Origin of the sequence: Arthrobacter hankyongi (assembly GCF_022012395.1) — a bacterium.
Classification (GTDB): domain Bacteria; phylum Actinomycetota; class Actinomycetes; order Actinomycetales; family Micrococcaceae; genus Crystallibacter; species Crystallibacter hankyongi.
Map to the genome: position 1 here is coordinate 1 of NZ_JAKLTQ010000008.1, position 20,229 is coordinate 20,229.

17 protein-coding genes and 1 riboswitch are annotated in these 20,229 nt (G+C 68.1%); of the genes, 12 read left to right on the forward strand and 5 right to left on the reverse strand.

What is annotated here, in order from left to right; genetic code table 11:
- The 3 genes from LVY72_RS12065 to guaB1 form a co-directional block, all read right to left on the reverse strand.
- Nucleotides 1–1,059, reverse strand: a 1,059-nt coding sequence (locus tag LVY72_RS12065) for a hemolysin family protein (RefSeq protein ID WP_237821152.1), incomplete at its 3' end; no start/stop codon positions are given.
- Entirely contained in the window at nucleotides 1,056–2,390 is a 1,335-nt protein-coding gene (locus tag LVY72_RS12070) for a hemolysin family protein (RefSeq protein WP_237821154.1), read from the reverse strand. The genes LVY72_RS12065 and LVY72_RS12070, both read right to left, overlap by 4 nt.
- 330 nt (nucleotides 2,391–2,720) lie before the next feature.
- Nucleotides 2,721–4,175, reverse strand: coding sequence for a GMP reductase (gene guaB1 / locus LVY72_RS12075; RefSeq protein ID WP_237821157.1), 1,455 nt, complete (start codon nucleotides 4,173–4,175; stop codon nucleotides 2,721–2,723).
- 328 nt (nucleotides 4,176–4,503) lie between these two features.
- Between guaB1 and LVY72_RS12080 the strand changes: the two genes are divergently transcribed.
- The 3 genes from LVY72_RS12080 (at nucleotide 4,504) to LVY72_RS24900 (ending at nucleotide 9,262) form a co-directional block, all read left to right on the forward strand.
- Nucleotides 4,504–8,334 carry a multifunctional oxoglutarate decarboxylase/oxoglutarate dehydrogenase thiamine pyrophosphate-binding subunit/dihydrolipoyllysine-residue succinyltransferase subunit gene (locus LVY72_RS12080; RefSeq protein ID WP_237821159.1) on the forward strand — a complete coding sequence of 1,277 codons (3,831 nt, stop codon included), beginning with the start codon at nucleotides 4,504–4,506 and terminating at the stop codon, nucleotides 8,332–8,334.
- Nucleotides 8,335–8,432: 98 nt separating this feature from the next.
- Nucleotides 8,433–9,032 carry a GDSL-type esterase/lipase family protein gene (locus tag LVY72_RS12085; RefSeq protein WP_237821161.1) on the forward strand — a complete coding sequence of 200 codons (600 nt, stop codon included), beginning with the start codon at nucleotides 8,433–8,435 and terminating at the stop codon, nucleotides 9,030–9,032.
- Nucleotides 9,033–9,187: 155 nt separating this feature from the next.
- The gene (locus tag LVY72_RS24900) at nucleotides 9,188–9,262 is read left to right on the forward strand and encodes a 50S ribosomal protein bL37 (protein ID WP_369299106.1); all 75 of its coding nucleotides are present in this window, start codon (nucleotides 9,188–9,190) and stop codon (nucleotides 9,260–9,262) included.
- 90 nt (nucleotides 9,263–9,352) lie between these two features.
- Here LVY72_RS24900 and rsrA read toward each other — a convergent pair whose 3' ends face one another.
- Nucleotides 9,353–9,616 (reverse strand): mycothiol system anti-sigma-R factor, encoded by a 264-nt coding sequence (rsrA, locus tag LVY72_RS12090; protein ID WP_237821163.1) that lies wholly within the window; start codon nucleotides 9,614–9,616, stop codon nucleotides 9,353–9,355.
- Nucleotides 9,613–10,332, reverse strand: a complete 720-nt coding sequence (locus LVY72_RS12095; protein ID WP_308190779.1) for a sigma-70 family RNA polymerase sigma factor — start codon at nucleotides 10,330–10,332, stop codon at nucleotides 9,613–9,615. The genes rsrA and LVY72_RS12095 overlap by 4 nt, the downstream gene beginning before the upstream one ends.
- 727 nt (nucleotides 10,333–11,059) lie before the next feature.
- On the opposite strand from LVY72_RS12095, the gene LVY72_RS12100 reads away from it, so the two are divergent.
- The 9 genes from LVY72_RS12100 (at nucleotide 11,060) to LVY72_RS12140 (ending at nucleotide 20,219) form a co-directional block, all read left to right on the forward strand.
- Nucleotides 11,060–11,641, forward strand: coding sequence for a DoxX family protein (locus tag LVY72_RS12100; protein ID WP_237821165.1), 582 nt, complete (start codon nucleotides 11,060–11,062; stop codon nucleotides 11,639–11,641).
- Between the two features lie 5 nt (nucleotides 11,642–11,646).
- The gene (gene aroA, locus LVY72_RS12105; RefSeq protein ID WP_237821167.1) at nucleotides 11,647–13,002 is read left to right on the forward strand and encodes a 3-phosphoshikimate 1-carboxyvinyltransferase; all 1,356 of its coding nucleotides are present in this window, start codon (nucleotides 11,647–11,649) and stop codon (nucleotides 13,000–13,002) included.
- 2 nt (nucleotides 13,003–13,004) lie between these two features.
- Nucleotides 13,005–14,108, forward strand: a complete 1,104-nt coding sequence (gene rsgA / locus LVY72_RS12110; protein WP_237821169.1) for a ribosome small subunit-dependent GTPase A — start codon at nucleotides 13,005–13,007, stop codon at nucleotides 14,106–14,108.
- A gap of 184 nt (nucleotides 14,109–14,292) precedes the next feature.
- Nucleotides 14,293–15,138 (forward strand): histidinol-phosphatase, encoded by an 846-nt coding sequence (gene hisN / locus LVY72_RS12115; RefSeq protein ID WP_237821171.1) that lies wholly within the window; start codon nucleotides 14,293–14,295, stop codon nucleotides 15,136–15,138.
- A gap of 65 nt (nucleotides 15,139–15,203) precedes the next feature.
- A riboswitch (SAM riboswitch) is annotated at nucleotides 15,204–15,316 on the forward strand.
- A 38-nt stretch (nucleotides 15,317–15,354) separates the two neighbouring features.
- Nucleotides 15,355–16,719, forward strand: a complete 1,365-nt coding sequence (locus LVY72_RS12120) for an aminotransferase class V-fold PLP-dependent enzyme (protein ID WP_237821172.1) — start codon at nucleotides 15,355–15,357, stop codon at nucleotides 16,717–16,719.
- Between the two features lie 103 nt (nucleotides 16,720–16,822).
- Nucleotides 16,823–17,587: a class I SAM-dependent methyltransferase gene (locus tag LVY72_RS12125; RefSeq protein WP_237821174.1), complete on the forward strand. Its 765-nt coding sequence runs from the start codon at nucleotides 16,823–16,825 to the stop codon at nucleotides 17,585–17,587.
- A gap of 46 nt (nucleotides 17,588–17,633) precedes the next feature.
- Nucleotides 17,634–18,551, forward strand: a complete 918-nt coding sequence (locus tag LVY72_RS12130; RefSeq protein ID WP_237821176.1) for a metal ABC transporter substrate-binding protein — start codon at nucleotides 17,634–17,636, stop codon at nucleotides 18,549–18,551.
- Nucleotides 18,548–19,339 (forward strand): metal ABC transporter ATP-binding protein, encoded by a 792-nt coding sequence (locus LVY72_RS12135; RefSeq protein WP_237821178.1) that lies wholly within the window; start codon nucleotides 18,548–18,550, stop codon nucleotides 19,337–19,339. Before LVY72_RS12130 ends, LVY72_RS12135 begins: the two co-directional genes overlap by 4 nt.
- On the forward strand, nucleotides 19,326–20,219 hold the full coding sequence (locus LVY72_RS12140; RefSeq protein WP_237821180.1) for a metal ABC transporter permease: 894 nt from the start codon (nucleotides 19,326–19,328) through the stop codon (nucleotides 20,217–20,219). The genes LVY72_RS12135 and LVY72_RS12140 overlap by 14 nt, the downstream gene beginning before the upstream one ends.
- The last annotated feature ends 10 nt before the right edge of the window (nucleotides 20,220–20,229 follow it).

Sequence of the window (20,229 nt, forward strand, 5' to 3'; positions counted from 1 at the left end):
GTCGCCGCGGCGGCGCTCGCCCTGGACCTGGGTGGCGTCGCGGATCTCGCCCACGAGCACCTCCAGCACGTCCTCCAGGAAGAGCACACCCATGGTCTGCCCCTCGGGGCTGATCACGCGCGCCAGGTGTGAACCGGTACGCTGCATGGCGGCCAGCGCATCCTCGATTTCGTCGTCCGGTCCCAGATTCGCCAGGGTGCGGACCTTACCCACCGAAACCGGGCTCCGGAAGCCCTCCTCGGGGATGGTCATCACGTCCTTCAGGTGCAGGTAGCCGGTCAGGTCCGAGCTGCCGTCAGCCACCGGGAAGCGCGAGAAGCCGGTGCGGCGCACCATCCGCTCGAACTCTTCGGGCGTGGCGTCCACATCAAGGGTCACCAGCTCCTCGAGCGGGACCATCACGCTGCGCGCCGTCTGGCCGGAGAACTCCAGCGAACTAGAGATCAGGCCGGACTCATCGTCCACCAGGCCGTGGCGGGTGGACTCCTTGACGATGGATTGGACCTCCTCCAGGGTGAAGGTGGAGCTCACCTCGTCCTTGGGCTGAATACCCATCAGGCGCAGGATGTGGTTGGCGGACCAGTTGAGCACGCTGATCACCGGCCGGACCGCCTTGGAGGCGTAGACCAGCGGCGGCGCCAGCAGCAGGGCCGCCTTGTCCGCACTGGACACCGAGATGTTCTTCGGAACCATCTCGCCCAGGGTCACATGCAGGAACGTCACAAGCAGCAGGGCCACCAGGAACGAGATGCCGTAGGAGACCTCATGCGGGATACCCGCCCATTGTTCCAGCGGCACCAGGAGCAGTTCCTTGATGGCCGGCTCGGCCACGTTCAGGATCAACAGCGAGCAGACGGTGATGCCCAGCTGGGCACAGGCCAGCATCAGGGATACATGCTCCATGGCCCAGAGCGTGATTTTGGCCCGCCGGCCACCGCTGTCGGCCAGCGGCTCGATCTGGCTCCGGCGCGCCGACATGATGGCGAATTCCGCACCGACAAAAAACGCATTGCCGATCAGCAGGACGACAAGCCAGAAGATACCCGCTTCCGCGTTCATCGCCCGCTCCCCTCGTCGCTGCTGTCAGTGGCTGGCTGCGGCGCCGGGATGAACCGGACGCGGTCCACCCGGCGGCCATCCATCCGCTCCACTTCCAGGACCCCGCCCTCGACGGCGACGGTGTCCCCGACCGCGGCGATCCGGCCCAGCCCCGCCATGATGAACCCGCCCACGGTTTCGTAACTGGCCTCATCCGGCACGGTGAGCGCAGGGATCTGCTCGGATACCTCGTCCGGGCGCATCAGCCCGGGAAAATACCAGTTGCCGGTGGCGCTTTGCAGCACGCCGGGCTTGACCCGGTCATGCTCGTCCTTGACTTCGCCGACGATTTCCTCGACCAGGTCCTCCAGCGTTACCACGCCGGCGGTGCCGCCGTATTCGTCCAGGACGACGGCGAACTGCAGGTTCGCGGCGCGAAGCTCACCGAGCAGCGAGTCCAGATGCACGGTTTCGGGCACCCGGAGCACCTCGGACATGATCGCCGCGGCCGCCAGTGTGGGGCGTTTCTGCCGCGGCACGGCGATGGCCTTCTTCAGATGGGCCACACCGCGCACGTCGTCCGGGGAATCCCCGAGGATCGGGAAGCGCGAAAAACCGGTCCGGCGCGCCACCGCCACCAGCTCCGCCACACTCTGGTCCGCATCGATGAACTCGACCCGGATCCGGGGAGTCATCACGTCCGCGGCCGTGCGGCCGGAAAAGGTCAGCGTGCGGGACAGGAACGTGGCGGTCCCCGCATCCAGCGTGCCCATCTCGGCCGAGCGGCGCACCAGCGAGGCCAGTTCGGATGGGGTGCGAGCACCCGAAAGCTCTTCCTTCGCTTCCAGTCCAAACAGGTGCAGGACTTTGTTGGCGAAGCCATTGAGCACCACGATGGCCGGTTTGAAGATGGCGGTGAAAACCAGCTGCGGGCGCGCCACCGCCTTGCCGACGGCCATCGGCAGCGCGATGGAGGCGTTCTTGGGCACCAGTTCGCCGAGCAGCATGGAGAGCAGCGTGGCCACGACCATGGCAATGATGACGGCGGTGGGCTCAACCACGGCCGCCGGCAGACCGGCGGCCGTCAGCGGCCCCCGCAGCAGGGCACTGAAGGAGGGCTCGAGCAGGAAGCCGGTCAACAGCGTAGTCAGGGTAATGCCCAGCTGGCAGCTGGACAGCTGGGTGGAGAGTGACTTAAGGCACCGCATCAGCGGCACTGCGGCCTTGTCCCCGTTGTCGATGGCGCGCTGGACCGTGGGCTGGTCCAGGGCGACCAGGGCGAATTCGACGGCAACAAAGAATCCGGTGCCCAGGATCAGGAGCAAACCGGCGGCGATCTGGAGCCATTCCATTAGCTGGCTCCTCCCGCGCGGCCGGCCCGGAAGCCGGGCGGCAAATACTCAGGCCCTCGCGGAGGGTGGTCGTCCGGATCCGGACTGGAAGGCTCCTGTCCGGCCGCTCCGGCGGCAGGCAGCGAGTGATGGGCACGTGTACGGGGTCTGCCGGTGCTGGGTGGGACTGCCTTGGTGCATGCCGCAGTGGGCGAGGCAGACGTCACGGACCGGCGCCTAGAATAGCTGTCCATTGTCATTAAATGCTATCAGCCGGACCGTGCACTCCGCCCGGCCGCCGGCCGTTAACAGGGTGTCCAGCCTTCGTTTGATCTGCAGGAAGTTCCGCGGCTACCAGCTCTGCGGTACCGGCCGGCCCTCCTCGTAGCCGGCAGCGGACTGCACGCCCACGACGGCCAGTTCCCGGAACTGCGCCAGGTCCGCCGCCCCGGCATAGGTCATGGAGCTGCGCAGGCCCGAGGTGATCAAGTCCAGCAGGTCCTCGACGCCGGGCCGTGCCGGGTCCAGGTACATGCGCGAGGAGGAAATGCCTTCCTCGAACAATCCCTTGCGCGCCCGCTCGAACGCCCCTTCCGCCCGGGTCCGCAGCTGCACGGCCCGGGACGAGGCCATGCCAAAGCTCTCCTTATACTCCCGGCCGCTGCTGTCCGTCAGCAGGTCTCCCGGGCTTTCATGCGTTCCGGCGAACCAGGAGCCGATCATGACCTGGCTGGCACCGGCGGCCAGCGCCAGGGCCACATCACGCGGATACCGCACACCGCCGTCGGCCCAGACATGCGCACCGAGCCGGCGGGCTTCCTGCGCGCACTCGAGGACGGCGGAGAACTGCGGGCGGCCGACGGCCGTCATCATCCGGGTGGTACACATCGCGCCCGGGCCAACGCCCACCTTGACGATGTCCGCGCCCGCCCCGACCAGCTCCCTCACGCCCTGCGCACTGACCACATTGCCGGCGACCACGGGCACCGCCGGCTGCAGGCTGCGCACCGCTTGCAGCGCGTCGAACATCTTGGCCTGGTGGCCGTGGGCGGTATCCACCACCAGCACATCCACCCCGGCCTCCAGCAGGGCCGCGGCCTTAGCGCGGACATCGCCGTTGATGCCGACGGCGGCGGCAACCTTCAGCCGTCCCTTCCCATCCAGTGCCGGACGGTAGATGGTCGAACGCAGCACGCCGGTGCGCGTCAGCGCGCCCTGCAGCACGCCGTCGTCGTCCACCACGGGCGCAAAGGCGGCGCCCGCGGCGTCGAACAGTTCAAATGCCTTGCGCAGCGATTCATCCAGCTCGGTGCCGAACATGGAAGCCTGCAACGTCAGCAGGGTCGGGCGCAACACGGCGCCGAGGGAAGCGAACCGGTCCACCCCTTCGCAATCCTGCGCGCGGACCTCGCCCACGACCCGCTGGGCGTCGTCGACCACCACCACGGCACCGTGCGAACGCTTGGCCATCAGGTGCAGGGCATCGATCACCGTATTGTCCGGACGCAGCCGCAGCGGCGTCTCGTAGACGGCATGGCGGGCCTTTACCCACGCGGCGACGTCGGCGATCACCTCGACCGGGACGTCCTGCGGCAGCACCGCCAGCCCGCCGCGCCGGGAGAGCGTCTCAACCATCCGCCGTCCGGTCACGGCGGTCATGTTGGCCGCCACGACCGGAATGGTGGCGCCGGTGCCATCCTGCGGAGCCAGATCCACGTCCAGCCGGGACACCACCTCGGACCGGGATGGGACAAGGAACACATCCGAGTAGGTCAGATCGGTGGTCGGCTCATTAAGGAAACGCATGCACTGCTCCTGGATCTGACTGACTGCACGGGGCCTGGGGAGGTTCTTCAACGTTATTCAACGAAGTATGTCAACAGATTGTGCCGCCGCGGCAGTCCCGCGCCGGCACCCGGTCACCAGCCCGGCCGAAAGTGCCGGCCGGCGTAGCAGTAGATCAGGTAATTGGCCGTACTCCCCGAAGTGTTACTAGACTGGCTTGAGGTCCAAATCTTGCGCGCCGGCACGCGCCCGCAGTTGCCTCGGCTTGCGGCAAGGCCACGGGAGTACGCAGTTTCAAGGCGCGCAATTGGACGGGCAAGCGGCAACTGATGGAAGAGGCGTAAACAAAGTGCCAGAGCATCCCAACCTTCGTCTACCCGAGGAATTCGGTGGCAACGAATGGCTCGTTGATGAGATCTACGAGCAGTACCTCCAGGATAAGAATTCGGTGGACCGGAAGTGGTGGAGCATCTTCGAATCCGCTACCGAGGCTGCGCCTGCCGGCAACAGCGCCCCGGCCACCTCCCCCGCGGCCGAACCCAGCACCAGCACCAAGGCACTTCCCGTGATCAGGCAGGCGGTCTCCCCGGCCGCCGATGGCACCGTTGCCGGCACGGCGCGGATTCCCGCCGATCCCGCCCCCGCCCCGAACACTTCCACGACGGTGTCGGTATCCGCCCCCATTCCCGTCCAGCCGGCCCCCGCCGCGCAGGCGCCCGCACCGAAGGCTTCCGCCCCGAAGTCCGCCCCCATTCCCGCCCAGCTTCCCAAGTCCACGCCGAGCGCGAAGACCGAAGAGGACACCGTCTCCGTGCTGCGCGGGCCGGCCAAGGCCATCGCCACCAACATGGACCAGAGCCTGAGCGTGCCGACGGCGACCACCGTGCGCGCTGTCCCGGCGAAGCTGCTGATCGACAACCGGGTGGTCATCAATTCCAACCTCGCCCGCGCCCGTGGCGGCAAGGTGTCGTTCACGCACCTGATCGGCTACGCGGTGGTCAAGGCACTGGGCCAGTTCCCCAGCCAGAACGTGCACTATGACGAGGTCGACGGGAAGCCCGTGGCCGTCCAGCCCGCCCATGTGAACTTCGGCATCGCCATCGACATGCCCAAGCCCGACGGCTCCCGCCTGCTTGTTGTCCCGAACATCAAGAAGGCCGAGACGATGAACTTCTCGGAGTTCTGGCACACGTACGAGGCCCTGATCAAGCGTGCCCGCAACGGCCAGCTGACCGCCGACGACTATGCCGGCACCACTGCCTCGCTGACCAACCCGGGCGGCATCGGCACGGTGCACTCCGTGCCGCGCCTGTCCAAGGGCCAGGCCACCATCATCGGCGTCGGCGCCCTCGAGTACCCGGCCGAGTTCCGCGGTTCGAGCGAAAAGACGCTTGCCCTGCAGGGCGTGGGCAAGATCATCACCCTGACGTCCACCTACGACCACCGCGTCATCCAGGGCGCCGGTTCGGGCGAGTTCCTGCGCCTGGTCGAATCCCTCCTGCTCGGCGAGCAGGGCTTCTACGACGAGATCTTCGAAGCGCTGCGCATTCCGTACGAGCCGGTGCGCTGGCACGCTGACAACCAGGTCGACGTGGAGCTGCAGGTCAACAAGATTGCCCGCATCCAGCAGCTGGTCCATGCCTACCGTGTGCGCGGCCACCTGATGGCGGACACCAACCCGCTCGAATACGTCCAGCGCAAGCACCCGGACCTGGACATCCTCACCTACGGCCTGACCCTGTGGGACCTGGACCGCGAATGGGTGACCGGCGGCTTCGGCGGCAAGCCGCGGCTGAAGCTGCGCGACATCCTGGGCGTGCTGCGCGATGCCTACTGCCGCACCACCGGTGTGGAGTACATGCACATCCAGGACCCGGAAGAGCGCAAGTGGTTCCAGGACGAGCTTGAGCGGCCCTATGCCAAGCCCAGCCGGGAAGAACAGCTGCGGATCCTGGGCAAGCTCAACGCCGCGGAAGCGTTCGAGACTTTCCTGCAGACCAAGTTCGTGGGCCAGAAGCGCTTCTCGCTCGAGGGCGGCGAGTCGCTGATTCCGCTGCTGGACGCCGTCATCTCCGACGCGGCCGACGACGGACTGGACGAGGTCGCCATCGGCATGGCGCACCGCGGCCGGCTGAACGTGCTGACCAACATCGCCGGGAAGACCTACGCCCAGGTCTTCCGCGAGTTCGAGGGCACCCAGGACCCGCGCAGCGTGCAGGGCTCCGGCGACGTAAAGTACCACCTGGGCACCGAGGGCACGTTCACCTCGGACAGCGGCAACGCAACCCGGGTCTACCTGGCCGCGAACCCGTCCCACCTCGAGGCCGTTGACCCGGTCCTCGAGGGCATCGTCCGCGCCAAGCAGGACCGTCTGGACCAGGGCGCCACCGGCGTCTTCCCGGTGCTGCCGATCATGATCCACGGCGACGCGGCCTTCGCCGGCCAGGGCGTGGTGGCGGAGACGCTGAACCTTTCCCAGCTGCGCGGCTACCGCACCGGCGGCACCATCCACATCGTGGTGAACAACCAGATCGGCTTCACCACCTCGCCGCAGTCCTCACGCTCCTCGGTGTACTCCACCGATGTGGCGAAGATGATCCAGTCCCCGGTCTTCCATGTGAACGGCGACGACCCCGAGGCCGTGGTCCGCGTGGCCCAGCTGGCATACGAATACCGCCAGCGCTTCCACAAGGACGTCGTCATCGACATGGTCTGCTACCGCCGGCGCGGCCACAACGAGGGCGACGACCCCTCGATGACCCAGCCGATGATGTACAACCTGATCGAAGCCAAGCGCTCCACCCGCAAGCTGTACACCGAGGCCCTGGTCGGCCGCGGCGACATCACGCAGGACGAAGCGGACCAGGCACTGCGCGACTACCAGGAGCGCCTGGAGCGGGTGTTCGCCGAGACCCATGCCGCCCAGACGTCGCCGATCCCGATCGTGACCAAGGACGCGGCCGCGGTGAGCGACCTGGAGCGTCCGCGCTCCCAGCAGAAGGAAGACACGGCGCACGTCCCGGGCAGCACTGCGATCACCGCCGACACCCTGGCCTACATCGGCAAGGCGCACATCAATGTGCCCGAGGGCTTCACCATCCACCCGAAGCTCAAGGCCCTGCTGGAAAAGCGCGAACAAATGTCCCGCGAGGGCGGCATCGACTGGGGCTTTGGCGAAATTGCCGCCTTCGGTTCGCTGCTGATGGAGGGTGTCCCGGTCCGGCTTGCCGGCCAGGACTCCCGCCGCGGCACGTTCGTCCAGCGCCACGCTGTCTTCCACGACCGCGCCACCGGCGGCGAGTGGGCCCCGCTGACCCACCTCACCCCGGACCAGGCCAAGCTGTGGATCTACGACTCGCTGCTGTCCGAATACGCCGCCCTCGGCTTCGAGTACGGCTACTCGGTGGAGCGCCCGGACGCGCTGGTGCTCTGGGAGGCGCAGTTCGGTGACTTCGTCAACGGCGCACAGACCGTCATCGACGAATTCATCTCCTCCGCGGAACAGAAGTGGGGCCAGCGCTCCTCGCTGGTCATGCTGCTGCCGCACGGCTACGAAGGCCAGGGCCCGGACCACTCCTCGGCCCGGATCGAGCGCTTCCTGCAGCTGTGCGCCGAGGACAACCTGGTGGTGGCCAACCCGACCACCCCGGCCTCGCACTTCCACCTGCTGCGCCGGCAGGCCTACAGCAAGCCCAGCAAACCGCTGATCGTCTTCACGCCGAAGCAGCTGCTGCGCCTGAAGGCCGCTGCCTCCTCGGTGGAGGAATTCACCCAGGGCAGCTTCCGTCCGGTGCTGCCGGAGGTCGAAGCCCTTAATCCGGCAGTGGTGGACCGCGTCGTCCTGGTGTCCGGGCGCCTGTACTACGATCTGGTTGCTGCCCGCCGGAAGAACGGTGACACCCGCACCGCCGTCGTGCGGGTCGAGCAGCTTTACCCGCTGCCGATCGAGGAGATCAAGGCGGAGCTGGCCAAGTACCCGAACGCCGAGTATGTCTGGGCCCAGGACGAGCCAGCCAACCAAGGCCCGTGGCCGTTCATCGGCCTTCACCTGCCCGATCTGCTGGACAAGGAGATCCGCCTGGTCTCGCGGCAGGCGTCGGCGGCAACCTCCACCGGTTCCGCCAAGCGTCACGCCGTTGAGCAGGATGTGCTGGTCAAGAAGGCTTTCGAGCGCCGATAGGTAAGATGGTGGGTGGGGTGCCAGCAGCACCCCACCCACTTTCTTTTAAACAAAATTCCGCCCATGCCAACTAGCGGGTATCGAGCAGAAAGCAGCTTGTGGAGCAACGCAAAATCAGGATTGCCGCCGTCGGTGACGAGCTGCTGGCCGGCGCCGGGGATCCCCGGGCGCTGGGCTGGCTGGGCCGGACACTTGCCCGGACCAATCCCGCGCCGGCCTCCCTGGTGACCTTCACGCTGGCCTCCCCCAATGAAGGCACCGAGGAGCTCGCGGGCCGGTGGCTGCAGGAAGCCGGGCGCCGCTTCGATGACGGCTTCGAAAACCGTCTGGTCATCGGCCTCTCCAGCCGGGACCTGGATCTGGGCCTGACCACCGCGCGCAGCCGGCTGAACCTGGCCAACATCCTCGACGGCGCCTCGCAGTTGAGCATCCGGGTGTTCGTGGTGGGCCCGCCCCCGGGCCTGGACCCGGAGCGTAACCTCCGGCTGGCCGAGCTGTCGACTGCCTTCGGCGATGTAACCACGCGGCGCAAGCATGTCTACGTGGACACCTTCACACCACTGCTCAACCACGGGCAGTGGCGCACGGATCTGGCCGCCAACGGCGGCGGTCCCGGACAGGCCGGCTACGGGCTGATGGCGTGGCTCGTGTTGCACCGCGGCTGGTACCAGTGGCTGGAATTGCCCGAGCCGGCGTAGTACGGACCGCACAGTTTCCACGCATCGCCGGTTAGCACGTCACCGGCTCCCAAACCCCGCTTCGCTCGGTTCGGGGCCCTCGCCGGTTAGGCTGGGCCGCTGAGGGTGTGGAAGACTGTTACCCGGTTATTATCCAGCCACGTAAGGAGGCAGCAATGAGCAAGCGTGCACGCAAGCGCCGTGACCGTAAGCGCGGCGGCGCAAACCACGGCAAGCGCCCCAACACCTGAGCAGCCGGTCCACCGGACTGCAGGTATTGCACAGAACCCCCGCGGCAACTCTGCCGGCGGGGGTTCTGTGCAATACCTGCGGAGATACGCTCACACGACGCTGGCGGGCTCCACGTGGCTGATCTGGGCCAGGATGCGCTCCTTGAGGGTCTGCGGCGCAGCCTCCCGGCAGGAGCGCTTGACCACATCGCGGATCAGGCACTCCAGGTTGTATTCCTTGGCGCACTCAGGGCAGGACTCCAGATGTGACTGGATTTCCCTGACGTCCTCGCGCGAGAGTACGCCGTCGACGTATTCGTAGATTCGCTTCATGCGTTCGTCATCGCAATCGCCCAAGCCCTGGCAGTCGCTCATTTGCCGTTCTCCTGTTGTGTCCCGGCGGTGGTGTCCGTCTTCTCTGGCCGCCGAATGCCGCGTTCGGCTGCATAGTCCGCGAGCAGCTCACGTAGCATTTTGCGCCCGCGGTGCAGGCGGGACATCACCGTTCCGATAGGGGTGTTCATGATTTCCGATATTTCCTTGTAGGCAAAGCCCTCCACATCGGAAAAGTAGACGGCCAACCTGAATTCTTCCGGAATGGACTGCAGCGCGTCCTTCACATCAGAATCCGGCAGATGGTCCAAGGCCTCCGCTTCGGCAGACCGCAGCCCCGTGGCAGTGTGCGAAGCGGCCTGGTACATCTGCCAGTCCTCCACCTGGTCCGTGTTGGACTGCTGCGGCTCACGCTGACGCTTGCGGTAGAGGTTGATATAGGTATTCGTCAGGATCCGGTACAGCCAAGCCTTAAGGTTGGTCCCGGGCTTGTACTGGTGAAAGGCGGCAAACGCCTTGGCGTAAGCCTCCTGGACCAGATCCTCCGCGTCGCTCGGATTGCGCGCCATGCGCATGGCCGCGGAATACAGCTGGTCCACGTACTGCATGGCATCACGCTCAAAACGGGCAACTCGCTCGTCGGCCGTTTCTTCAGTTTCGTTCCCGGGTCCTGCACCGGAAGCAGCCTGGGACGCCCGAGAGGCGGCAAGCTGCCCGTTGTCGGCCATGACCTCGGCTTCGGAATTGTCGGTAGTCATTGGCTCCAAGTCTACGCTTGGCACCGTCGATACCGGCCGCGGCACCATAAAGTCCTTGGTCGGTTCGGTGATCGCTGCTGACACCGGGCCTCCCCTTCCTGACCTCATGGCTTTCCACGCCCGCATCCCGCCGGCCCGGAGGTGTGCCGGATGCAGTGCTTCCACTTAGGGCAACGGCCACCGGTCCCACACTATTCCCGTCGTTTTCGGCCCCCAGGCAACCGCCGCGACCGTCCGGACCGCGCAAAGCCTCCCCGAAGGTGCAGGACCTTTTCAAAGTCCGGAGCGTCGTGGCGGGAAATCGCCACCTATCAGTTCCGGCCGTCCGGCCTGGCCATGTGGCCCAAAACTCCACGCGGAAAAGTCCGCCTACCTGGTGCGGGCCGGCGCCCGCGCCGCGGCCGGTACACCGTCGTCTCCGGTATTGGCCCGGCTGCCGTCCGGCAACAAGACCGACATGCCGGCCCGAAGGCAGGACACGATCGGACACCGGAGGCCGCCGTGTGCCGGTTCCCGGCTGCCTCCGCCTCCGGCCGGGCATGACGGCGCCGGGCCGCGCCTACCCCGGACAGGGCACCAGTTCTGCCCGAAGGTGTGCCCCGGAGTCAAAAGTGCAAAACTAGAGACCAGTACCACGGTGCTGACTTTTGTCAGTTCCGACCAGTCGTTGTATTCCTTGTAAGTTTGCGCTGCCGGCCCACCGGCAGCACTACGCCAGGAGGCACCTATGACAGTTGTCCGTCGTCTCGCCCGTCCGCTCCTAGCCGCCACCTTCGTCGCCTCCGGCGTGGACCAGCTGCGCAACGCCCGGCAGACAGCGGACCAGCTGCAGCCGGTGCTGCAGCGGGCCGGCTCCATTGTGCCGCAGGCTTCGGTTGTTACCGACAACGAAATGCTGGTCGCCCGCATGGTCGGCGCCGTGCAGGTGGGTGCCGGCGTGATGCTGGCCGCCGGCAAGTTTCCGCGCCTCTCCGCCCTGGTCCTGGCCAAAATGGCGGCGATCAATGCGATCGTGGAATACCGCAACGCGGAACAGTCCACCCCGGAAGGCCGCCGGCTGCGCCGCAGCCAGCTGCTGAAGAACCTGGGTCTGGTCGGCGCCGGCCTGCTGGCCGCCGTCGATACCGCAGGCCGGCCCGGACTGGCGTGGCGTGCGAGCCATCTGGCCGAAGATGCCCGCCGGAACATCCAGTCACTGGGCAAAGACACCGGCAAGACCGCCAAGTCGGTGTCGAGGACTGCGAAGGCCGCGTCCCGGACCGCCTCGAAGGCGGCCGAGAAGGCCACTGCAGCCGTGGCGGGTTCCTGAGCTTCATGACCGGTTCCACCACAACCAACGCCGCACCGCACGGCACCTACTGGCCGGCGCCCTTCGCCACCGCGCCGCTGGACGCCACGGTACGGGTGCCGGCGTCGAAATCCCTGACCAATCGGTACCTGGTCCTGGCCGCGCTGGCGGACGGGCCGTCCCGGCTGCGCTCGCCCCTGCACTCGCGGGACTCGGCGCTGATGGTCGGGGCGCTGCGCGCCCTGGGCGCCGGCGTCGAGGAGGTCGAAGGCGACGGCCTCTTCGGGCCGGACCTGCTGGTCACCCCGATCCAGCCGGACCGGCCGCTGGGCGCGGCGGCCGTGGACTGCGGGCTGGCCGGGACGGTGATGCGCTTTGTCCCGCCGCTGGCGGCGCTGTGCAGCGGGCACATCACCTTCGATGGGGATCCGCATGCGCGCAACCGTCCCATGGGACCGATCATCGCCGGCCTGCGCGGCCTCGGCATCGACGTCGACGACGACGGGCGCTCGGCGCTGCCCTTCAGCCTGGCGGCCGGGGGCAGCGTGGAGGGCGGCCACCTGGTGATCGATGCCAGTTCCTCCTCCCAGTTCGTCTCGGCGCTGCTGCTGGCCGGTGCCCGGTTCCGCCGGGGGCTGCATCTGGAGCATTCCGGTCCGCCGGTGCCGAGCCTGGACCACATCGCCATGACCGTCCAGGTGCTGCGCGGCCTGGGCGTGGATGTGGATGATTCCACTCCGGACCATTGGATCGTCTCCCCGGGCCCGGTGCGCGCCTTCGATCTGCGGATCGAACAGGACCTGTCCAACGCCGGCCCGTTCCTGGCCGCGGCTCTGGCCACCCGTGGCACGGTGCGGATTCCGGACTGGCCGGCCGAGACTACCCAGGTGGGCGACCAGTGGCGTTCCATCCTGGTCCGGCTGGGCGCCAGCGTGGAGTACGACGGCGGCACCCTGACCGTCACCGGCGGTGCGCGCATCCTCGGTGCGGACCTTGCCGATACCAGCGAATTGGCCCCCACCGTCGCGGCGCTGTGCGCGCTGGCCGGCTCCGAGTCGCGGCTCAGCGGCATCGCCCACCTGCGCGGGCACGAGACGGACCGGCTGGCAGCCCTGGTCACCGAGATCAACCGGCTGGGCGGCGACGCGGAGGAAACCGCGGACGGGCTGATCATCCGGCCGCGGCCGCTGCACGCCGGCGTCTTCCACTCCTACGCGGATCACCGGATGGCGACGGCGGGCGCCATCATCGGCCTCGCCGTCGAAGGGGTCCAGGTCGAAGACATCGGCACGACGTCCAAGACCATGCCGGAGTTCCCCGAACTGTGGCGGGGAATGTTCGAGGCCGGCAACAGTGTCCCGGAACGGACGGGAGCGCACTAAGCATGGGCCGCACTACCGGCAGCTGGGATGAATCCGATATCCGCATCCGGCCGAACAAGCGCGGGTCCCGCCCGCGGACCAAGGACCGCCCGGCCCACGAGGACGCCGTGATCGGCCGCATCATCACGGTGGACCGCGGCCGCTATACCGCCGTCGTCGGCGAAGACACGCCGGACGAGCGCATCGTGGTGGCTGCCCGGGCCCGCGAGCTGCGCCGCATGCCCGTCGTCGCCGGGGACTTCGTTGCCCTGGTCGGAGATGTCTCCGGCGCCCCGGACACCTTGGCCCGGCTCGTGCGGGTGGAAGAACGCCGGACGCTGCTGCGCCGCAGCGCGGACGACACGGATCCGATTGAACGGGTGGTGGTGGCCAACGCGGACCAGCTGGTCATCGTGGTGGCATCGGCAAATCCGGAGCCACGCACCGGCTTCATCGACCGCGCACTGGTGGCCGCCTACGACGCCGGCATCAAGCCGCTGCTGTGCGTGACGAAGGCGGATGTGAAGGACCCCGCCGAGCTGCTGGCCAACTACGAGAGCCTGGACCTGCCGGTCGTGGTCAGCCGCACGGCTTCCACCGACGCTTCGGGTATCGACGCCCGGTCCGACGACGGCGCCTCGGCCCGCCTGGACACGGACGCCGTGGCAGGCCTGCGCAAGCATTTGGACGGTATGGTCAGCGTGATGCTCGGCCACTCCGGCGTCGGCAAGTCCACCATGGTCAATGCGCTGACCGGTGCCGACCGGGCCACCGGTGGCGTCAATGCCGTGACCGGCCGGGGCCGGCACACTTCCTCCTCGGCACTCGCGTTGAGGCTGCAGGGCGCGCCCGCCGGCAGCTGGATCATCGACACCCCCGGGATCCGGTCGTTCGGCCTGGCGCACGTGGACCCGGACCGGATCCTGGCCGCCTTCCCGGATCTGGCACCGGGTACCGAGGACTGCGAGCGCGGCTGCCGGCATGACGACGCCGCGGTCAAGTGCGGCCTCGATGCCTGGGTGGCCTCCGGCAGCGCCGGCGCGGCCGGGCCGGCCCGGCTGGCTTCCCTGCGCCGGCTGCTGGGCGCGCAGGAACGCACCGAGGCGAAAGAACTCGGCAACGTCTGAGCGATCAGCGGCAGGGGTGCCCCACAGGGCCAGCCGTGCCCGGGACCGGGCCCTCGGCAAGAGTGTTGCCCGGGTCCCCGTGCTGAGCTTGCGAAGCACGGGGAAGGCAGCGAACGCTACCGCTTCGTGCCCTCCCAAACCTCGCGAGCTCGGTTTGGGCCCCTCGGGCACTACGCTGGGAACCATGACCTTGGAACCCCGCAGCTATACCGACGACCTCCGCCTGGCCCATGTCATGGCCGACGCCGTGGACGCCCAGACCATGTCCCGCTTCAAGGCCTTGGATCTGCAGGTCGACACCAAGCCGGACCTGACGCCGGTCACCGACGCGGATCGGGCCGCCGAAGAGACGATCCGCGGGCAGCTGTCCCGGGCCCGGGCGCGCGATGCCGTCCTGGGCGAGGAATTCGGCAGTACCGGCCAGGGGCCGCGACAGTGGGTCATCGACCCGATCGACGGCACCAAGAACTTTGTCCGGGGCGTTCCGGTGTGGGCCACCCTGATTGCCCTGATCGATGACGGCGTACCCGTGGTGGGCGTGGTCAGCGCGCCGGCACTGGGCCGGCGCTGGTGGGCCGCTAAGGGAGCGGGAGCCTACACCGGACGGTCGCTGTCCGCGGCCACCCGGCTGGCTGTCTCCAGCGTCGCCCAGCTGGCCGATGCCTCGTTGTCCTATTCCAGCCTGACCGGCTGGAAGGAACGCGGCAATTTGGACGAGTTCCTGGGCCTGACCGAGGCGGTGTGGCGGACGCGGGCCTACGGGGACTTCTGGTCATACTGCCTGGTGGCCGAGGGCGCCGTCGATATTGCCTGCGAGCCGGAGCTCAATCTGTACGATATGGCCGCCCTGGTGCCGATCGTCACCGAGGCCGGCGGCAGGTTCACCTCGCTGGAGGGCGAAGAAGGCCCGTTCGGCGGCAACGCTCTGGCGACCAACGGCGCGCTGCACGAGGAAGTGCTGCAACTGCTCAATCCGGAGCTGCGCGGCCAGCGGCCTGCCGGACGCGAAGGGTCCGTGGCCCGGGATTAAGCGCTTGTGCCCGGTGCCGTAACACAGCGGCGTCCCGACACCGGCGAGCAGCTAGGATGGGACCAGGTCACGAGTGCCAGCGCGAAACCCCGGTTTGCTGGCCGGCAACCCTCCCGACGCGGCGGGGTGCCCCGGGTGACGACCTGGCCACGCCTGCCCGGCGCGGCAAGCGCGGACCCGCCGGCCCGGCCGGCGGTCCCTCACAAGTGAGGTCAGATGAGTACCAGCTTCCTGTCAACGATCCTGCCTGCCGGCCGCCGGTCCGCGGCCCTGCCGCTGCGCGAGGTGGCCGGCGCGGATCTGGCCGTGCCGCTGGCCGATGGCCGCCAAATCCGCTTCGCGAACCTGGACTACGCTGCTTCTGCCCCGGCGTTGGCCGGGGTGGCCGCACACCTGCAGGAGCTGCTGCCCTACTGCGCCAGCGTGCACCGCGGGGCCGGCTATACGGCCCAGGTTTCCACTGCAGTGTATGAACGGGCGCGCAGCACTCTGCGCGGGTTCGTCGGCGGCCGGAACGGGGACCAGGTCGTCTTCACGCGTAATTCCACGGATGCGCTGAACCTGCTCTCCGGCTGTGTCCCGGGTGAGGTGCTCTACCTGGACATCGAGCACCACGCCAATCTGCTGCCGTGGCAGCGCATTCCCCACCGCGGCATCGCCGCCGAACCGACTATTGCCGGGACCTTGGCTGCCCTCGAGGCCGAACTGGCGCTGGGGCGGACGTCCTTGCTGGCCGTAACCGGCGCGTCCCACGTCACCGGCGAGCTGTTCCCGGTGGCCGAGGCGGCCCGGCTGGCGCGGCGCCACGGAGCGCGCATCCTGGTGGATGCGGCCCAGCTGGCCGCGCACCGGCGGATCGATATGGCCGCGGACGGTATCGACTATGTGGTGTTGTCGGGGAACAAGCTCTATGCGCCGTTCGGCGCCGGCGCCCTCATCGGCCCGGGCGACTGGCTCGACTCCGGCACGCCTTATCTGGCCGGCGGCGGCCCGGTGCGCCGGGCACGGCTGGATACCGCCACGTGGTCCACCGGACCGGCCCGGCACGAGGCAGGCTCGCCCAACCTGATGGGCGTGGCAGCGCTGGCCAAGGCCGCCGAACTCCTCGCCGAGCTGGACACCAAGGCCTGGTACCGGCACGAGGAAGCGCTGCGCAACTACCTTGTGGCCGGCTTGGAGGCCCTGCCCGATGTCAAGGTGCACCGGATCTTTCCCGGTGATGCCGCGGACGCCGTCGGCATTGTCAATTTCTCCATCGCGGGGTACGACGCAGGTCTGGCGGCAGCCTACCTCTCGGCCGAGCACGGGGTGGGCGTCCGGGATGGCAAATTCTGCGCGCACCCGCTGCTCAACCGCCTCGGCCTGCCGTCCGGATCGCTGCGGGCCAGCTTCGGCATCGGTTCCCGGCTCGACGACGCCGCGCGGCTGATCGCCGGCGTCGATGCGCTGCTGCGCGAGGGGCTGGGCCAGGACTATGTGGTCGAGCACGATCGCTGGGTCCCGGCCCTCGAGACACGCCCGTTCCCCGACTGGGCTCCGGCGATGCCGGGCACGGCCGGTGCAGCGCCCGCTGACAGCTAAACGGTCCGGTACAATTTCCCCCGATCGGCTAGACGGATAACGCCCTTTCCAGCCCGGAAAGCGGCTTTAAGTGGCAAGTCGATGGAAGAGAGGGTGGATAGCGGTGGTTCAGCGCGGGCCGAAGCTGGACGAGGACCGCCGCCGCGCCTTCGGCGGCAGCTTCCAGGCCGGCGGCGAACACTATGACAGGGTGCGGCCGGGATACCCGGCGGATGCGGTGGACTGGCTGCTGGCTGCGGCGCCGGAGGCCGCACAAGCCGCTGACGTGGGGGCCGGCACCGGCAAGTACACTGCGGAACTGCTTTCCCGCGGGCTGCAGGTGGTGGCGGTGGACCCCTCGGCGGACATGCTCGCGCAGCTGACCCGCAAGTTCCGCAGCGTGCCGACCCTGGTCGGCACGGCCGAGCACACCGGCCTGCCTGACACCTCGATGGACGTGGTCACGGTAGCCCAGGCCTGGCACTGGGCAGATCCGCTGGCCGCCAGTACCGAATTGGCGCGGGTGCTGCGCCCCGGAGGCCTGCTCGGCCTGGTCTGGAACCAGCTGGACGTGACCGTGCCGTGGGTGCACCGGCTCTCGCGCATCATGCATGCCGGGGATGTGCACCGGCCCGGCTACCGGCCGCAGCTGGGGCCCGAGTTCACCGGGCTGGAGCGGCACGAGACCCATTGGAGCGACCCGCTCACCCCGGCGGAGCTGATCGAGCTGGCGAAGTCCCGCAGCTACTACCTGCGGGCGAACGAGGCCACGCGGGCCAAGGTACTGGGCAACCTGTCCTGGTACCTGCATGACCATCTGGCCTACGCCGGCACGTCCGTCATCCAGCTCCCCTATTACACGCAGACCTGGCGGGCGTTCAAAGCCTGACGCACAGACACTTCTTTTCAGGCATGCCATCAAGCTATATTTAGGCATGCCGAAAAATTGGTGGACTGCCCTCGCCCTGCTGCTGTCGCTGGGCGCGCTGACTGCCTGCGGGGGCGCGGGGTCGGCGGACAGCCGCTCCGCCGCGGAGGATCCGCGGCCGCTGGTGCTGACCACATTCACGGTGCTGGCGGATATGGCGCGGACGATCGCCGGCGGACATATGCGGGTTGAATCGATCACCAAAATCGGCGCCGAGATCCACGGCTACGAACCCACGCCCTCGGATCTGGTCAACGCCCAAGAGGCCGACCTGATCCTGGACAACGGGCTGGGACTGGAGCGGTGGTTCGAGCGGTTCGTGGCCTCCGTTCCCGCGCCGCACGCGGTGCTGTCGGAGGGCGTGGAACCGGTCAACATCCGGTCCGGCGACTACGAGGGCAAGCCGAATCCGCACGCCTGGATGTCCCCGCTGGCCGCCAAGACCTATGTGGACAATACAGTCAAGGCGCTGAGCCGGCTCGACCCGGCCCATGCCGCGGATTTCCGCGCCAACGGCGAAAGCTACAAGGCCGAACTGGATCAGGTCATGGCGGACCTGACCGGGGCGTTCAAGGAGCCGCGGTCCAGCCGGGCGCTGGTTACCTGCGAGGGGGCATTCTCCTACCTGGCCCGGGACGCCGGGCTGCAGGAAGCCTTCCTCTGGCCGGTGAACTCGGATGCCGAAGGCACGCCGCACCAGATCAAGAATGCGATCGGGTTCGTGCAGCAGCACAAGGCGCCGTCGGTTTTCTGCGAGTCCACGGTCAATCCCTCGGCCATGGAACAGGTCGCCGCGGCCACCGGCGCCCGGCTGGTGAAACCACTGTACGTAGACTCGCTCTCCGCCGCGGGCGGGCCGGTCCCCACGCATCTGGACCTGATCCGGCACGACATCGACATGATCAAGGAAGGACTGGCGCCATGAGCCTGCAGCAGATCCCCTCCGGGGCGGCCGCGATCGCCGTCAACGAACTGCACGTGGACTACCACGGCGTGACCGCGCTCGACGGCGTCAACCTCACCATCGAAGAGCGGAGAATCTGCGGCCTGATCGGAGTGAACGGCTCGGGCAAGTCCACGTTGTTCAAATCCCTGATGGGCCTGGTCCAGCCGACCCGGGGTTCGGTGCGGCTATTCGGCCTCGACTCCGTCCAGTCGCGGAAACTGAACCTGGTCACCTATGTGCCGCAGTCCGAAGACGTCGATTGGACGTTCCCGGTCTGCGTCCGCGACGTCGTGATGATGGGCCGCTACGGCAGGCTCGGTCCCATGCGCCGCGCCCGCCGCCAGGACCGCGAGGCCGTGGACCACGCCCTGGACCGGGTCGGCCTGGCCGACCTGCAGCACCGGCAGATCGGCGAACTGTCCGGCGGCCAGCGCAAGCGGGCCTTCGTGGCCCGGGGCATTGCCCAGGACGCGGCGCTGATGCTGCTCGATGAGCCGTTTGCCGGCGTCGACAAGTCCTCAGAGGGCGCTCTCGTGGCGCTGTTCCGCGACCTGCGGGACGAGGGCAGGACCATCCTGGTTTCCACCCACGACCTGGCCGGAATCCCGCAGTTATGCGATGAAGCCGTACTGCTGCACCGGCATGTGCTCGCGCACGGCACACCCGGGTCCGTGCTGACCAACGACAACCTTGCGCGGGCTTTCGGCCCGCTGCCTGCCGCGGCCGGAACCGCCGCCTTGGAGGAGACCCCCGATGGACTTGCTTAACTGGCTGGTGGAGCCGCTGCAGTATGGTTTCCTGACCCGCGCCCTGCTGGTTACCGTGGCCGCCGCCGTCGTCTGCTCGGTACTCTCCTGCTGGCTGATCCTGATGGGCTGGTCGCTGATGGGCGATGCGGTCTCGCACGCCGTCCTGCCGGGCGTGGCCCTGGCCTACATTGCCGGCATTCCGTTTTCGATCGGCGCCTTCGTGTTCGGCGCCGGCGCGGTGGCGCTGATCGGCGCGGTCCGGGCCAACAGCAAACTGAAGGCCGATACGGCCATCGGCGTCGTCTTCACCGGCCTGTTCGCGGCCGGCCTGGCCATCATCTCCAAGACGCCGAGCCAGATCGACCTGCAGCACATCCTCTTCGGCAATGTCCTGGGCGTCACCACCGGCGAACTCATCCAGGTGCTGGTGCTGGGCGCCCTGACCCTGGCCGTGCTGCTGTTCAAGCGGCGGGACCTGACGGTCTTTGCCTTCGACCGCGTCCACGCCCACGCCATCGGCCTGGGCACGCGCCGGCTGTCCGCGCTGCTGCTGGGCCTGCTGGCACTGACCGTCGTCGTCGGACTCCAGGCGGTGGGAATCATCCTCGTCGTCGCCATGCTCATCACCCCCGGCGCCACCGCGTTCCTGCTGACCCGCAGCTTCGACCGGATGCTGCTGATCGCCGGTTCGGTCACCGCGGCCGCCTCGGTGGCAGGCATCTACGCCAGCTACTACCTGGATATTGCGACCGGCGCGTCGGTGGTGCTGGCGCAGTCAGTGGTCTTCATCATCGTGTTCCTCTTCGCCCGCCGCAGCGGGGTAGTCTGGCAATGGCGGCGCCGCCGCGCCTCCCGTCTTGAGGCGGCCAGGCCCGCCGGACAGTTAGCCGGCCGCTAGAATCCCGGAA